A 14,145-nucleotide genomic window follows, 5' to 3' on the forward strand; every position below is an offset into this window, starting at 1 on the left:
ATTCAAAGCACCTGCGCCTGCAAGCGGGGTCTCCAATGCCGAAAAAATCGGCATTCAAAGCACCTGCGCCTGCGAGCGGGGTCTCCAATGCCGACGTCCCCTGCCCCAATTACTTGCATTACGCGGACTTGACCGTCTCCCGGACGATGGCCACGACCAGTTCGCTGACTTTGACCAGATCGTCGGCCTTGATCCGCTCCTTCGTCGTATGGATGTCCTTGTAGCCGACGGCGAGATTGACGGTCGGCACGCCTTTGCCGTTGAACACGTTGGCGTCGCTGCCGCCGCCGGACGAGAAGGCGCGCGGCTTCTCCCCGATCGCGGCGATCGCCGCCTTCGCGATTCTCACGACCTCGTCGTCCTCTCCGAAGCCGAAGCTCGGATAGACGATCCGGCTCTCGAACTCGACCGCCGCCCCGTATTCTTTCGCGGCCGCCTCCGCCGCTTCCCGCATCGAGGCGACCTGCCGGTCGAGCTTCTCCTGCGCGATGCTGCGAGCCTCGGCGTCGATCTTCACGTAATCGCAGACGACGTTCGTCGGTCCGCCGCCTTCGATCTTGCCGATGTTCGCCGTCGTCTCGTGATCGATGCGCCCGAGCTTCATAAGCGAGATCGCCTTGGAGGCGACCTCGATCGCGCTGATGCCGTCCTCCGGATTCACGCCCGCATGGGCGGACTTGCCGCGGACGACGATCGAGATCTTGGCTTGCGTCGGTGCGGCCGTGGCGATGTCGCCGATCTGGCCGTTGGAATCGAGCGCGAAGCCGAACTTGGCCTTCAGCCGGTCGGCGCTCATCGCCCTCGAGCCGACGAGCCCGGATTCCTCGCCGACGGTGATGACGAACTGGATCGGCCCGTGAGGGACGTTCTCCTCTTGCATAACCCGGATCGCTTCGAGCATGGCGGCGAGCCCGGCCTTGTCGTCGCTCCCGAGAATCGTCGTTCCGTCGCTTCGTATGTAGCCGTCGTCGTCCAGCCTCGGCCGAATGCCCCGGCCCGGGGTCACCGTGTCCATATGCGAGGTGAACAGGATGGGCGGAACGCCCTCGCACCCTGCCGTCGCCGGGAGCCACGCGAACAGGTTGCCCGCTCCGTGGCCCGTCGCCGCCGCCGCGTCGTCCTCGGTCACTTCCAGGCCGAGCGCTTCGAACTTGCCGCGCAGAACGACGCTGATCTCCCCCTCATGCCCGGTCTCGCTGTCGATCCGGACCAGCTCCATGAATTCGTTCAATATTCTCTCGCGCGCCGCCATACCGTTTCCTCCCCTGTCCGAAATGCGTTACAATAACCGTATAGGTCTTCCCATAACCCGATGAAGAAAAGGATGAATCCGATGAACAAACGCTGGTTCAAAATCGTCGTCTACGTCATGCTGTTCGCCATGATCGCTTCTACGATCCTTGCTTCGCTCGGCTCCCTTCTCGGCTGACGACGCCGTCGTAGCCGAATACGCGCGCGAAGTGCGGCAGCAGCCGTTCCCCGATGGTCTCGACGTCGAGCGTCTGCCCGGTCAGCGTCTCCAGCGAGGTGACGCCGTATTCCGTTATTCCGCACGGAATAATGCCTTGGAAGCCGTCCGCTTCCACGTTCTTCTTCACGTTCAGGGCGAAGCCGTGGCTTGTCACGAATCCTCGCCTCGTCCTCGCCCGGTTGAACTTCACTCCGATGGCGGCGATCTTCGCGTCGCCTACCCATACCCCCGTATACTCGGGCTTCCGGCCTCCGGCGATGCCGAATTCGGCCAGCAAGCCGATAATCGCTTCCTCCAGCGAGCGCAAGTAAGCGTGCAGGTCGAGACCCGCGGCGTCCAGGTAGATCAGCGGATACCCGACCAATTGTCCGGGACCGTGATACGTGATATCTCCGCCGCGATCGATCTGGTATACCCGGATGCCGCGCCGCTCCAGCTCCTCCGGCCCGTAGAGCAGATGCTCCGGATGACGGTCCGTCCCGATCGTGTAGGTGGGCGGATGCTCCAGAAGCAGAAGCGTGTCCGATCTCTCCTCCCGGCCGATCTCCAAGACGAGCTCCTTCTGCAGCTCCCATGCTTCCCCGTAATCGATTCTCGACAAGCGAACGGTCTCCAGCGTGCGGGTCATTCCCTCTCCTCCTCTAGTTGTTCCGGCCTCTCCCGTGATTCGTTCCTCTTGATTGTAGCTCACCTGCCCGGCAGCCGCAAACGCTAGGAGATCGGGCGCCGGAACGGATCCGCGTCCTAAGGCCTTCTCTTTCCTCCCGTTCTCTCTTGGATAAACCAAAGATAGAACGCCCGGGACAACCAGAAGGTAATCAACAGCGTGATCCAAGTCCAGTACCATTCCCAATGAATATAATCGATGAGGCGGGTCCGGTCCTCGATGAGCTTCTCGATGGCGGTCATCCAGCTCGGGAAGAACAGATACCACAGAATCCCGCGAACGATGCCCTTGGTCTGCGGATATCTCATATTGAACACGACGCAGATGGCGGGATAGATAAAAAACTCGAACGAAAAGCTGCTTCGGGTAGCGTAGGAAAACTCGCGAACGGGGTATTCGATCAAGCGGTACTGCGCGACGAGAAGTCCGAAGAACCAGGTCAGCATCTGCATATACAAAAAGACGACAAGCGCTTCCCGGATTTTCCGCCGAGGAGTCGAGAGAACGACGAGCGCGCCGGAGACGATCCAGACCGCGATCACGATGATTATTTCCTTGGTCATAGAAGAACGGAACCTCGATTGATTGGAGTAGCCACAGTATCGGCTATTTCGCAGTCTTACAATCGTCATTCCCTTGCGAAAAAAACCGCCCGAGGCCGGCGGCGATAGCGCGCCGTAAGCCTGGGCGGTCCGGTTGGTTCGATAGGACGAAGCGGCCGGTCGAGCCGGAACGTCAATACAGCTTCGTATCGAGATTGTAGCTCTCCAGGTTCTCCTTGACTCGCTGCAGGAACCGTCCGCAGATGACGCCGTCGAGAATCCGGTGGTCGAGCGACAGACAGATATTGACCATCGACCGCACGCCGATCATGTCGTTGATGACGACCGGCTTCTTCACGATCGATTCGAAGGTCATGATCGCCGCTTGCGGATAGTTGATGATCGGCTGGCTCAGAATGGAGCCGAACGCGCCCGTGTTGTTCACGGTGAACGTGCCGCCCTGCAGGTCGTTCAGCTTGATCTTGCCCTGACGCGTGCGGGTGGCCAGATCGTGGATCTCGTGCGCGAGGCCCGCGATGTTCTTCTGGTCCGCGTTCCGGATAACCGGCGTGATGACCGAGTCCTCGGTGCCGACGGCGAGCGACAGATTGATGTCGCGCTTGACGATGATCTTGTCGGTCGCCCACACGGAGTTCATGATCGGATAGTCCTTGATGGCGTTGACCGTCGCCTTGCACAAGAACGGCATATAGGTCAGGTTGATGCCTTCCCGGCGATTGAACTCTTCCTTGAGCCTGTTCCGCAGCAGCACGAGATTCGTCACGTCGACCTCGATCATCATCCAGCCGTGCGGAATCTCGCTGACGCTCTGACGCATCTTCGTCGCGATCGTGTTGCGCATCGGCGTCACGTCGATGAAGTACTCGCCGCGTCCCGGAAGCTCCTGCCCTTCGACCTCGACCGTCGGAATGCGCGGCGTCTCGGACAGGTGCAGCCCCGTCGAACGTACGGGCACTTTCGGGTCCATCGGCGTCTTCGGCGCTTCCCTCTCGGCCGCCGACGCGGCCGCGGGAGCCGGCGTCCCCGCGGCGGCGAAGCCCGCGGTTCCCGTCGCCGCCGCTTCCAGCACGTCCTTGCGCGTGATGCGTCCGCCCATGCCGGTGCCGCGCACGCGGCCGAGGTCGATGCTGTGCTCGGCGGCCAGCTTCTGGACCGCCGGCGAATAGCGGTGCCGCATCGGCGCGTTCGGGTCGAAGGCGGCGGGCAGGAGCGGCGCGGACGAACGTTCGGGCGCCGAAGAGACGCTAGCTGCCGGCGCCGCCCGCTCCGCTCCGGCGGATCCGATCGCTGAAGCGCCGCCGGCATGCCCGCCGGACGCGCCGGCTTCCGGCGGGCCGGCGTCGCCCGATGCTTCCGTCTCGATCAAGCACACCGCCGTGCCGACGTCGACGGTCTCCCCGGCTCCCACCAGAATCTTCACCAGCGTTCCCTTCGCCGTCGAAGGAAGCTCCGCGTTCACTTTATCCGTTATCAGTTCGCACAGCGGCTCGTACATGTCCACTTGATCGCCCGGCTCCTTGAGCCACCGATCGACGGTGGCCGACACGAGCGATTCCGCCAACTTGGGCAGGACGATCTCTATCGTTTGCTTAGGCATCGGCTTCTCTCCCTTCGGGCCGTTAATATCGGGCCAAGTCCAGCATGGCGGCCTTCAACTTGTCCTTGTTCAACATGAAGTGCTTCTCGCCCGGAGGATTGAATACCGTCGCCGGCACGTCCGGTCCGCATACGCGGCGGATCGGGGCGTCGAGATCGAACAGCAGCTCTTCCGAGATGATCGCCGCGACCTCCGCTCCGACTCCTCCCGTCTTGTTGTCTTCGTGAACGATCAGCACCTTCCCCGTCCGGGCGGCCGCCTCGAGAATCGCTTCCCGGTCGAGCGGCTGAATCGTGCGCAAGTCGAGGATATGGGCTTCGATTCCTTCTTCCCGCGACAGCTCGTCGGCCGCCTGCATCGCGAAGTGCAGCGGCATGCTGTAGCCGATGACGGTGATGTCGGAGCCTTCGCGCATGACGCTCGCCTTGCCGATCGGAACGGTGTACTCCCCTTCGGGCACTTCGTCCGCGATCAGGCGGTAGCACTTCTTGTTCTCGAAGAACAGGACGGGATCCGGGTCGCGGATCGCCGCGAGCAGCAGTCCCTTGGCGTCGTATGCCGTAGCCGGCGCGACGATCTTCAGTCCCGGCGTGCCGAAGAAGACGGATTCCGGGCACTGGGAATGATACAGGCCTCCGAACACCCCGGCTCCGATGGGAGCGCGGATGACGATCGGGCAATCCCAGTCGTTGTTCGAGCGGTAGCGGATCTTCGCCGCTTCGCTGATGATCTGGTTCGTGGCGGGGAACATGAAGTCGGAATACTGCATCTCGGCGACCGGGCGCATGCCCGCCATCGCCGCCCCGATGGCGACGCCGGCGATCGCGGACTCGGCCAGCGGCGTATCGAGGGAACGCATCTCGCCGAACTGCTGCTGCAGTCCCTTCGTCGCTCCGAAGACGCCGCCCTTCAGCCCGACGTCCTCGCCCAGGACGAACACCCGGCTATCCCTCTCCATCTCTTCCTTCATCGCGGTTCGGATCGCTTCGATATATTCAAGAACCGGCATTCTAGCGCACCTCCCCTGCTTCGTCCGTCTCCGCGTACACGTAGCGGAACGCGTCCTCCACGGACTGGAAGGGAGCGCGCTCGCCGTATTCGGTCGCTTCGTCGATCTCCTTGCGGATGCGGGCCAGAAGCTCCTGTTCCTTCTCGTCGTTCCACAAGCCGATGTCGGTCAAATACCGGCGGTACGCCGGGATGCCGTCCTTGGCGCGATGGTGCTCGACCTCTTCCTTCGTCCGGTACGCCAGGTCGTTGTCCGACGCGGAGTGCGGAGTGACGCGGTACGTCACCACTTCGATGAGGGTCGGTCCTTCCCCGGCGAGGGCGCGGTCGTGGGCTTCCTTGAACACGCGGTAAACCTCCAGCGGATCGTTCCCGTCCACTTGGAAGCCGGGGAAGCCGTAACCGAGCGCGCGGTCGCTGATGCGGCCGGCCGTCTGCTTCGAGAGCGGGACGGAGATCGCGTACCCGTTATTCTGGCAGACGAAGATGACGGGCAGCTTCATAACGCCGGCGAAGTTGCAGCCCTCGTGGAAGTCGCCCTGGTTGCTCGACCCTTCGCCGAAGGAGACGAGCGAGACGGAATTCTCTCCGCGCATCTTGGCGGCCAGCGCGAATCCGACGGCATGCGGCACCTGCGTCGTAACCGGGCTCGAACCCGTCACGATGCGCAGCCGCTTGCTTCCGAAGTGGCCCGGCAGCTGCCGGCCCGCGCTGTTCGGGTCCTCCGCCTTCCCGAAGAGCGCCAGCATCAGCTCCTTCACGGTCATTCCCACGGAGAGCACGAAGGCGTAATCGCGATAGTAAGGCAGGAACCAATCCCGCTCCGTGTCCATCGCGAAGGCCATGGCCACCTGGGACGGCTCCTGGTTGATGCCCGAGATGTTGAAGTTCACCTTGCCTGCTCTCTGCAGCAGCTGGCCGCGTTCGTCGTACTTGCGGGCGAGCTGCATCAATTCGTACATGCGGACGGCTTGTTCGTCCGTCAAGCCTAGCGCGGCGTGACGGGTATGGTTCTTCACGGAGCCCGATTGGGTCAAGGCGCGTCCCTCCTGGCTATGGTTTAGTGTTATAACCTGGTCTTAATACTTGAACTTAACGACTATTATACTCCGACCCGCGGCAAAAAGAAACGTCCAACCCGGGGACGAACGAACTTCTTCCCGGATTGGACTCCCTTCTATCGATTATCAGCCGTGGCCCGCCACGCCGTCCAGCGCCGCCATCACTTCCTGCAGCGCCTCCGACAGCGTCGGATGCGGATGGATCGCCCTGCCGATCTCCCACGGAACCGCGTCCAGCAGCTTCGCCAGGGAGGCCTCCGCGATCAGGTCGGTCGCCCGCGCGCCGACGAGGTGCACGCCGAGCAGGTCGCCCGTCGCCTTGTCGGCGACGACCTTCGCGAAGCCGTCCGGCTCCCCGTGCACGAGCGCCTTGCCCAGGACGCGCAGCGGAATCCGCGCCGTCTTCACGTCGAGCCCGCCCGCCTTCGCTCCCTCCTCCGTCCAGCCGATCGAGGCCGCTTCCGGACGGGAGTAGATGCAGCGCGGAATATCCCGGTCCGCCGCCCGGACGGTGCCGTCCGCCCGGCCGAGCAGATGGTCGACCGCCACCGCCGCTTCGTGCATCGCCGCGTGCGCAAGCTGAACGCCCCCGATGCAGTCGCCGATCGCGTAAATATGCGGTTCGCCGGTCTGCAGCGTGGCCGGATTCACCTTGACGAAGCCGCCTTCCGTCCGCACGTCCGTGTTCTCGAAGCCCATGCCTTCCACGTTGCCCTGCCGCCCGACGGACACGAGCATCCGCTCGGCGGACAGCGCCGCGGTGCCGCCCTTAACGGCGATCTCGACCCGGACGGCTCCTCCCTCTACCTTGCAGGAGCCGACGTCCAGCTTCGCGCCGACGTGAATCTCCACGCCGCGCTTCTTGAGCAGCTTGGCCAATTCGGCCGACACGTCCTTGTCTTCGCCCGGCACGAGCCGCTCCGCCGTCTCGACGAGCGTCACCTTCGTCCCGAAGTCGCTCAGCATCGACGCCCATTCGACGCCGATAACGCCGCCTCCGACGATGATCGCCGATGCCGGCAGAGCCGGCCATTCGAGCGCTTCGTCGCTCGTCGCGACGAATTCGCCGTCGTAAGGCAAGCCCTCCAGCCGGCGCGGCCGGGAGCCGGTGGCGATGATCAGACTGCGGGGAACGACCGTCTCCGACTCGCCGTCCGGCAGGTCCACCGCCACGGCTCCGCTGCGCGGAGAGAAGATCGTCGGCCCCATGATCCTTCCGTTCCCGCGAACGACCTGAATCCGGTGCTGCGCCATCAGCGCCTGCAGCCCTTTGTGCAGCTGCTCGACGATCGCGCTTTTGCGGTTCGCGACGCCTTCCCACTTCACGGAGATTCCCTGGCCGGGCACCTCGATTCCGTAGGAAGCCGCTTCGCGGATCGTCGCGAAGACTTCCGCGCTGCGCAGAAGCGACTTCGACGGAATGCAGCCTCTGTGCAGGCAAGTGCCTCCCAGCTTGTCCTTCTCGATGATCGCGACGGTCTTGCCGGCCTGAGCCGCCCTCACCGCCGCCGTATATCCTCCGGGTCCGCCGCCCAATACGGCGACATCCACCTCGATTGGCATGTTCGTCTTCCTCCGATCGTCGCACTTCACTGCTCGACTATGTACCTACGTTCTCTATTCTACCTTTTTTGGACCGTCTCAGGCAAAGTCCCTCGGCCCTTGAATCTTCCGTCCCGCCTCGTTCCCGGCTGCTTGCGATTTGCTGCATGATATGGACAGATTCCGCCAAAATCGGTATGATATAAGGAATGGAAGGAGGGCCGCTTTTGTGAAGCTTGTCATTTCCCGCCTGATCGCCATTCTTTTGCTTGTCATTCCAGGGCTGCTCGCGGCATACGGTTTTCTCCTTATGAAGGATGCCCTGTTCGATTATTTCGCGCAATTGGGCAACGTCGAATTGCCGACGCCCAAGTTCGCTTGGCTCGATTTCGCCCTCGGATTCGTCCTCTTCCTCGTCGGCGTCGGATTCATCGGAGGCTGGATCTTCTTCCGCGACCGCAAGCATAATTACTTGTCCTCCCGCTTCCGCCCCAAGAGGCCGAGGCCTCCCCGCGCCACGAACGGCAACGGAGGACCGGCCGAATAACGGAACAGACGGCGATCCCGCGCTTATTCGAACATCCTCCGCGATTCCGCCGGCCGGCGGAACGCGCCTATCCGCTACGAATCGAGATCCCTTCCCGCCGACGGCGAGAAGGGCTTTTTTGGCATGTCCGGGTTGCTTCCCGCCGCGCCCCCCTCCGCTCCGCGAATGCCGGAAGCCCCGGGATCGGCCGCCTTCCGGGCCGAACGGCGGTATTCCGAAGGGCTGCAGCCGAATAAGGTCCGGAACGATTTGCTAAAATAGCTGAAGTTGTCGAAGCCGGCTTCGGCCGCCGCTTCCCCGACGGTCCGGTCCGATTCGGCGAGCAGCGCCGCCGCGTGCCGAAGCCGGAAATGATGGACGTATTCGACCGGCGTCTTGCGCATGAACGACTTGAACATGCGGCTGAAGTGCCCTTCGCTCATGCCGGCTTCGGCCGCGAGCTCCCGGACGGTCAGCTTGCGGCCGAAGTGGGTCTCGATATAGGTGAGGGCGTCCTTCAGCCGCTCGATCGACCGCAGCTCCGCGGGAGAGGCCGTCTGGCGCGCGTTCCACTCGCCGGAGGACCAGATCTCGGCGAGCAGCAGATACAGCCCTCCCTTGACCCTCATCTGGCGGGCCGGGTCGTCCGAATGCTCCAATAAGACGAGCCGTTCGAGATGCTCGATCGCCGCCCCTCCCGCCGTTCGCCGGGTGATCGGATTGCTTAGCCCGATCCGTCCGCGGAGGAGCGGCTGCAGGAACCTCGACGAGATGCCGTCCCGCGCGTCGATCAGCCAGTCGAGATCGAACACGATCGCCCGGTACGAGCAAGCCTCCCCGTCTACCCCGAAGGCGCCGTGCAGCTCTCCGCCCGCGATATAGATCGCTTCTCCGGCCTGAAGCTCGTATTCGGCCAACCCGACGCGGAACAGCGCCCGGCCGCCGTCCACGAGCAGGAATTCCGCCTCCTCATGCCAGTGGCTCTCGAGAAGAGGGTCGCCCGTCTGCCCTTCCATGGAATAGAGGCCGACCGGGAAATCCGGCGTTCCGTGGCTGCGGTTCTCGCGAAGATGTCTTCTATCCATGAAATGGCCCTCCGAATATCAGAATCGTGTTAAATGTAAGCGTAATTCTGCAAGATATTCAACATCAGCATCATTATACTGATAGTGTATAGCGATTTTCGACCCTTGCCAAGAAAGGATGTCCGATTCCCATGAAATTCAGCGACGGCTATTGGATGACCCGAGAAGGTTACCAGCTTCTGAGCCCTTACGAAATTCACGACGTGCGCGTCGGCGCCGACTCCATCACCGTGTTCGCGACGCACCGCCATCTCGAGCACCGCGGCAACACCCTTAACGAACCGCTTATGACGATGGAGTTCTCTTCTCCGATGAAGGACGTCATCAAGGCGAAGTTCTACCATCATAAAGGGCGCAAGCGCTCCGGCCCGTCCTCGTTCCCGCTTCTGACGGAAGGCAGCGCGCCGGTCTCGATCGAGAACAACGACGAGTTCGTCAGCCTGACGAGCGGGGATACGACCGTCAAGATCACGAAGGCGCACCCCGTCTCCATCTCCTACACGTACAAGGGACGCGCGCTGACGGGCAGCGGCACCCGCCAGACGGCGTTCGTGAAGGCCGACGACGGCAACCATCACTTCCGCGAGCAGCTGAACCTGGCCGTCGGCGAGACGGTGTACGGCCTCGGCGAGCGGTTCTCCGCCTTCGTCAAGAACGGCCAAGTCGTCGACATCTGGAACCAGGACGGCGGGACGGCTTCCGAGCAGGCGTACAAGAACATCCCGTTCTACGTGACCAACCGCGGCTACGGCGTCTTCGTCAACCATCCGGAGCTCGTCTCGTTCGAGGTCGCTTCCGAGAAGGTGTCCAAGACGCAATTCAGCGTCGCGGGCGAGATGCTCGAATACTTCCTCATCGGCGGCGGCTCGATGAAGAACGTGCTGTCCAATTACACGGCGCTCACCGGCAAGCCCGCTCTCCCGCCGGCGTGGTCGTTCGGCCTGTGGCTGACCACCTCGTTCACGACGAACTACGACGAAGAGACGGTCAACAGCTTCATCGACGGCATGGCGCAGCGCGACCTGCCTCTCGCCGTCTTCCACTTCGACTGCTTCTGGATGAAGGAATACCAATGGTGCGACTTCGAGTGGGACGAGCGCGTCTTCCCCGACCCGAAGGGAATGCTGGAGCGTCTCAAGGCGAAGGGCTTGCACATCTGCGTCTGGATCAACCCGTATATCGCGCAGCGGTCCCCGCTGTTCGACGAAGGCATGGAGCACGGCTACCTGCTGAAGCGTCCGGACGGCAGCGTCTGGCAGTGGGACATGTGGCAATACGGCATGGGCATCGTCGACTTCACGAACCCGGCGGCCTGCAAGTGGTTCGGCGACAAGCTTCGCGTCCTCGTCGACATGGGCGTCGATTCGTTCAAGACCGACTTCGGCGAGCGCATTCCGACCGACGTCGTCTACTTCGACGGCTCCGACCCGATGCAGATGCACAACTACTACACGCAGCTGTACAACAAGGTCGTCTTCGAGGTTCTCGAAGAGAAGCGCGGCCGCGGCGAAGCCGCCCTGTTCGCCCGCTCCGCCACGGCCGGCGGCCAGCAGTTCCCGGTTCACTGGGGCGGCGACTGCGAAGCGACGTACGAATCGATGGCGGAGAGCCTCCGCGGCGGCTTGTCCCTCGGCCTGTCCGGCTTCGGATTCTGGAGCCACGACATCGGCGGCTTCGAGCAGAGCGCGACGCCGGACCTGTACAAGCGCTGGGTCGCGTTCGGCCTGCTGTCCAGCCACAGCCGTCTCCACGGCAGCACGTCGTACCGCGTGCCGTGGCTGTTCGACGAGGAAGCGGTCGACGTGCTTCGCCGCTTCACGAAGCTGAAGCTGCGCCTCATGCCGTACCTGTTCGCGCAGGCCGTCCAATCGACGCGGCTCGGCATCCCGATGATGCGCGCGATGGTGCTCGAATTCGGCGACGATCCGACCGCCGATTACCTCGACCGCCAGTACATGCTGGGCGATTCGCTGCTCGCGGCTCCGATTTTCAACGAGGAAGGCTCCTCTTCGTACTACCTGCCTAAGGGAACGTGGACCCACTTCCTGACCGGCGAGAAGGTCGAAGGCGGCGTCTGGCGCAACGAGCGTTACGACTACATGAGCCTGCCGCTGTTCGCCCGCGAGAACTCGCTGATCGCGGTCGGCGCCGAAGAGAACCGGCCCGATTACGAATACGCGGACGGCGTCTCCTTCCATCTGTTCGAGCTGCAGGACGGGGCTGCCGCCCGCGCCGAAGTTACCGATACGAAGGGCGCGGCGAAGCTGACCGCGACGGCCACGCGCACGGGCGGCGAGATCGTCTTCGCCACCGAAGGATCGTCGAGCGGCGTCCGCCTGCTGCTTCGCGGCATCGCCTCCGTCTCCTCCGTCGAAGGCGGAACGTACGAAGCCTCCCAAGACGGCATCGTCGTCGTTCCGGCTTCCGTCGGCTCCCAGGTCCGCATCAAGCTGTAAGGCTGCAGACTCTCTCTTAGCGAATAAAATGCAACGGCCCCGGGCCGCTTCCTTCGAAGAAGCGCCTAGGGCCGTTTTTTTCCAGGTTTGCGTCCTTCGCATTCAGACTTGCGATCGGGGCTTTAGAGTCGCTTACCTTTGGGGAGAGCGTGTCGCGTTTGCCGCGGCTCTCCGCGCTTCTTGCTCCGTGCATCTCCGCAGGCGCAAGCTCCCGCGGGCTCCTCTACGGATTCGACGGAGGCCGCTCTTCGGCCAGCGGCAGGCGAACGCGGAAGGTCGTCCGGAACGAATCGCTCTCCGCTTCGATCCGGCCTCCGTGCAATTCGACGAGGCTCTTGACGATCGCGAGCCCGAGACCCGAGCCTCCGCTGTTCTCGGAACGGGACTTGTCCACCCGGTAGAACCGGTCGAAGATGTGGGGCAGATCGGTCGAAGGAATCGGTTCCCCGTAATTGGACGCCTCCGCGATCGCCATCCCGTCTTCCTTCCGCACGGCGAAGTCGATCCTTCGGCCGTCCTTGCCGTACGCGATGGCGTTGGTCAGCAGGTTCTCGAAGACGCGGACGAGCTTGACCGGATCCCCCATGACGAACACTTCCGGCTCCTTCGCGTGAAGATAGCCCTCCATTTTCGCTTCCTCCAAGGAGATGCGGTGATGGACGAGCAGCTGGGCGATCATCTCGACCAGATTGAGCTTCACGGCATGAAGGGAGATCGTTCCGTGCCGCATTCGGGTATATTCGAACAGATCGTTGATGAGCAGGTGAAGCCGCTGCGACTTGTCGTAAGCGATCGAGACGTAATGGCGCAGCTCGACCTCGTCGCGGTAGCGGTCCTGCTCGATGAGCCCCAGGTAGCCGATGATGGAAGTGAGAGGCGTCCGCAGATCGTGGGAGACGTTCGTGACGAGCTCGTTCTTCGTCTGCTCCGCCTTCCTCTCCTCGTCCAGAGACCTCTTCAGGCGATCGACCAGGCGGTTCGTCTGGACGGCGATCTGGCCCCATTCGCTGTGCGGCCGGACCGGAACCTTGTCGTCGAAGTGGCCGTCCGCGATGTGGGCGATCGATCCGTACAAGCTCCCGACGTATTTGAAGTCCCGCCAGAAGAACGCGACCATGTAGACGATCGCGATCAGGAAGAAGCCGAGGTAGGCGAGAAGGGGTTCTCCGAACGCTCGGGCGAGAAGCCAGTAGACCTGGTACATGATCGGCCGAAGGAACGAATAGTTGCGGTACGCGCTCTGGAGCACGGCGTACACGACGAACAAGGTCACGAAGCCGAGGCCCGCGCTGAGCAGCATGCGCAGGACGAGACGCCGCACGAGCGAGAGAGCGAAGTTAGACGTCAATTTTGTAGCCGACCCCCCATACCGTCGAGATAAGCTTGTCCCCCGTCTCCTGCTCGAGCTTGTCCCTCAGCTTGCTGATATGAACCATGACCGTGTTGTTGGACTCGAAGTACTTCTCCTTCCACACCTGCTGGAAAATCTCCTCGGCGCTGAACACCCGGCCCGGACTGGCGGCCAGCAGATATAGGATGCCGAACTCGGTGGACGTCAGGCGGATCGGCTTCCCGTCGGCTTCGACGTGATGGGACCTCTTGTCGACGCGCAGCGGCCCGATCTCGAGAACGCCGTCGTCCGGCTCGTCGGAGGAGGTTCGGTTGTATTGGTAAGATCGGCGGAGCAGCGACTTGACGCGGGCGAGCAGCTCCAGCGGGTTGAACGGCTTGATCATGTAGTCGTCGGCCCCCGTCATGAGGCCGAAGATCTTGTCCATGTCCTCCGCCTTGGCGCTCACCATCAGAATCGGAATCTCGCGGTTGCGGCGAATGCGGCGGCAGGCTTCCAGCCCGTCCATGCGCGGCATCATGATGTCGAGCACGACCAGATCGTACGGTTCGCTGTCGAGCTTCGCCAGCGCCTCTTCCCCGTCGTGCGCGGTGGCCGTGTCGTAGCCTTCGTTCTTCAGGTAGATCTCGATGAGGCCGGCGATTTCGCGGTCGTCGTCGACGATGAGAATGCGGCGGTTCATGGGCAACACTCCTATGCGAATGCGAAGTTCTTCTCTTACTATAGCCGAGCGAACAGCGCTTGTCCCAGGGGGTTACGGAATCTTTAGGATGTTTAAGAAAAAGTTAAACAATCCCCCGGCCCGCCGCAACGAAGCG

At 62.7% G+C, this 14,145-nt stretch carries 13 protein-coding genes; 3 read left to right on the top strand and 10 right to left on the bottom strand.

Annotated elements, in window-relative coordinates:
• Positions 1 to 118: 118 nt before the first annotated feature.
• Positions 119 to 1,252: a M20/M25/M40 family metallo-hydrolase gene (locus H7B90_RS16100; RefSeq protein ID WP_185136919.1), complete on the bottom strand. Its 1,134-nt coding sequence runs from the start codon at positions 1,250 to 1,252 to the stop codon at positions 119 to 121.
• An 81-nt stretch (positions 1,253 to 1,333) separates the two neighbouring features.
• Here H7B90_RS16100 and prli42 point away from each other — a divergent pair, with 81 nt between their 5' ends.
• Complete coding sequence (gene prli42, locus H7B90_RS16105; RefSeq protein WP_185136920.1) at positions 1,334 to 1,429, top strand: stressosome-associated protein Prli42; 96 nt, start codon at positions 1,334 to 1,336, stop codon at positions 1,427 to 1,429.
• Here the strand turns inward: prli42 and lipB are convergent.
• The 6 genes from lipB to lpdA all read right to left on the bottom strand — a co-directional run bounded on the left by lipB (position 1,392) and on the right by lpdA (position 7,930).
• On the bottom strand, positions 1,392 to 2,099 hold the full coding sequence (lipB, locus tag H7B90_RS16110; RefSeq protein ID WP_185136921.1) for a lipoyl(octanoyl) transferase LipB: 708 nt from the start codon (positions 2,097 to 2,099) through the stop codon (positions 1,392 to 1,394). The genes prli42 and lipB overlap by 38 nt on opposite strands.
• Positions 2,100 to 2,215: 116 nt before the next feature.
• Entirely contained in the window at positions 2,216 to 2,701 is a 486-nt protein-coding gene (locus H7B90_RS16115; protein WP_185136922.1) for a CBO0543 family protein, read from the bottom strand.
• A gap of 172 nt (positions 2,702 to 2,873) precedes the next feature.
• Positions 2,874 to 4,298, bottom strand: coding sequence for a dihydrolipoamide acetyltransferase family protein (locus H7B90_RS16120; RefSeq protein WP_185136923.1), 1,425 nt, complete (start codon positions 4,296 to 4,298; stop codon positions 2,874 to 2,876).
• A gap of 22 nt (positions 4,299 to 4,320) precedes the next feature.
• Positions 4,321 to 5,307 (bottom strand): alpha-ketoacid dehydrogenase subunit beta, encoded by a 987-nt coding sequence (locus tag H7B90_RS16125; protein WP_185136924.1) that lies wholly within the window; start codon positions 5,305 to 5,307, stop codon positions 4,321 to 4,323.
• 1 nt (position 5,308) lies between these two features.
• Positions 5,309 to 6,343: a thiamine pyrophosphate-dependent dehydrogenase E1 component subunit alpha gene (locus H7B90_RS16130; protein ID WP_281421303.1), complete on the bottom strand. Its 1,035-nt coding sequence runs from the start codon at positions 6,341 to 6,343 to the stop codon at positions 5,309 to 5,311.
• A gap of 150 nt (positions 6,344 to 6,493) precedes the next feature.
• On the bottom strand, positions 6,494 to 7,930 hold the full coding sequence (gene lpdA, locus H7B90_RS16135) for a dihydrolipoyl dehydrogenase (protein ID WP_185136925.1): 1,437 nt from the start codon (positions 7,928 to 7,930) through the stop codon (positions 6,494 to 6,496).
• A gap of 208 nt (positions 7,931 to 8,138) precedes the next feature.
• Between lpdA and H7B90_RS16140 the strand changes: the two genes are divergently transcribed.
• Positions 8,139 to 8,456, top strand: a complete 318-nt coding sequence (locus H7B90_RS16140) for a DUF2627 domain-containing protein (RefSeq protein ID WP_185136926.1) — start codon at positions 8,139 to 8,141, stop codon at positions 8,454 to 8,456.
• Between the two features lie 74 nt (positions 8,457 to 8,530).
• Here the strand turns inward: H7B90_RS16140 and H7B90_RS16145 are convergent, their stop codons facing one another.
• Positions 8,531 to 9,520: an AraC family transcriptional regulator gene (locus H7B90_RS16145; protein WP_185136927.1), complete on the bottom strand. Its 990-nt coding sequence runs from the start codon at positions 9,518 to 9,520 to the stop codon at positions 8,531 to 8,533.
• 131 nt (positions 9,521 to 9,651) lie between these two features.
• Here H7B90_RS16145 and yicI point away from each other — a divergent pair, with 131 nt between their 5' ends.
• Complete coding sequence (gene yicI, locus H7B90_RS16150) at positions 9,652 to 11,976, top strand: alpha-xylosidase (protein WP_185136928.1); 2,325 nt, start codon at positions 9,652 to 9,654, stop codon at positions 11,974 to 11,976.
• 223 nt (positions 11,977 to 12,199) lie between these two features.
• Here the strand turns inward: yicI and H7B90_RS16155 are convergent, their stop codons facing one another.
• Complete coding sequence (locus tag H7B90_RS16155) at positions 12,200 to 13,324, bottom strand: sensor histidine kinase (protein ID WP_246578478.1); 1,125 nt, start codon at positions 13,322 to 13,324, stop codon at positions 12,200 to 12,202.
• Positions 13,314 to 14,009, bottom strand: coding sequence for a response regulator transcription factor (locus tag H7B90_RS16160; RefSeq protein ID WP_185136929.1), 696 nt, complete (start codon positions 14,007 to 14,009; stop codon positions 13,314 to 13,316). Before H7B90_RS16160 ends, H7B90_RS16155 begins: the two co-directional genes overlap by 11 nt.
• Between the last annotated feature and the right edge of the window lie 136 nt (positions 14,010 to 14,145).

The sequence above is a fragment of the Cohnella xylanilytica genome, from assembly GCF_014212175.1.
GTDB classification, from domain to species: Bacteria; Bacillota; Bacilli; order Paenibacillales; family Paenibacillaceae; genus Cohnella; species Cohnella xylanilytica.

What these genes read in the sequence shown, in the direction of transcription:
- H7B90_RS16100 (WP_185136919.1), bottom strand. Translation starts at nt 1,252, where the DNA reads ATGGCGGCGCGCGAGAGAATATTGAACGAATTCATGGAGCTGGTCCGG.
- prli42 (WP_185136920.1), top strand. Translation starts at nt 1,334, where the DNA reads ATGAACAAACGCTGGTTCAAAATCGTCGTCTACGTCATGCTGTTCGCC.
- lipB (WP_185136921.1), bottom strand. Translation starts at nt 2,099, where the DNA reads ATGACCCGCACGCTGGAGACCGTTCGCTTGTCGAGAATCGATTACGGG.
- H7B90_RS16115 (WP_185136922.1), bottom strand. Translation starts at nt 2,701, where the DNA reads ATGACCAAGGAAATAATCATCGTGATCGCGGTCTGGATCGTCTCCGGC.
- H7B90_RS16120 (WP_185136923.1), bottom strand. Translation starts at nt 4,298, where the DNA reads ATGCCTAAGCAAACGATAGAGATCGTCCTGCCCAAGTTGGCGGAATCG.
- H7B90_RS16125 (WP_185136924.1), bottom strand. Translation starts at nt 5,307, where the DNA reads ATGCCGGTTCTTGAATATATCGAAGCGATCCGAACCGCGATGAAGGAA.
- lpdA (WP_185136925.1), bottom strand. Translation starts at nt 7,930, where the DNA reads ATGCCAATCGAGGTGGATGTCGCCGTATTGGGCGGCGGACCCGGAGGA.
- H7B90_RS16145 (WP_185136927.1), bottom strand. Translation starts at nt 9,520, where the DNA reads ATGGATAGAAGACATCTTCGCGAGAACCGCAGCCACGGAACGCCGGAT.
- yicI (WP_185136928.1), top strand. Translation starts at nt 9,652, where the DNA reads ATGAAATTCAGCGACGGCTATTGGATGACCCGAGAAGGTTACCAGCTT.
- H7B90_RS16160 (WP_185136929.1), bottom strand. Translation starts at nt 14,009, where the DNA reads ATGAACCGCCGCATTCTCATCGTCGACGACGACCGCGAAATCGCCGGC.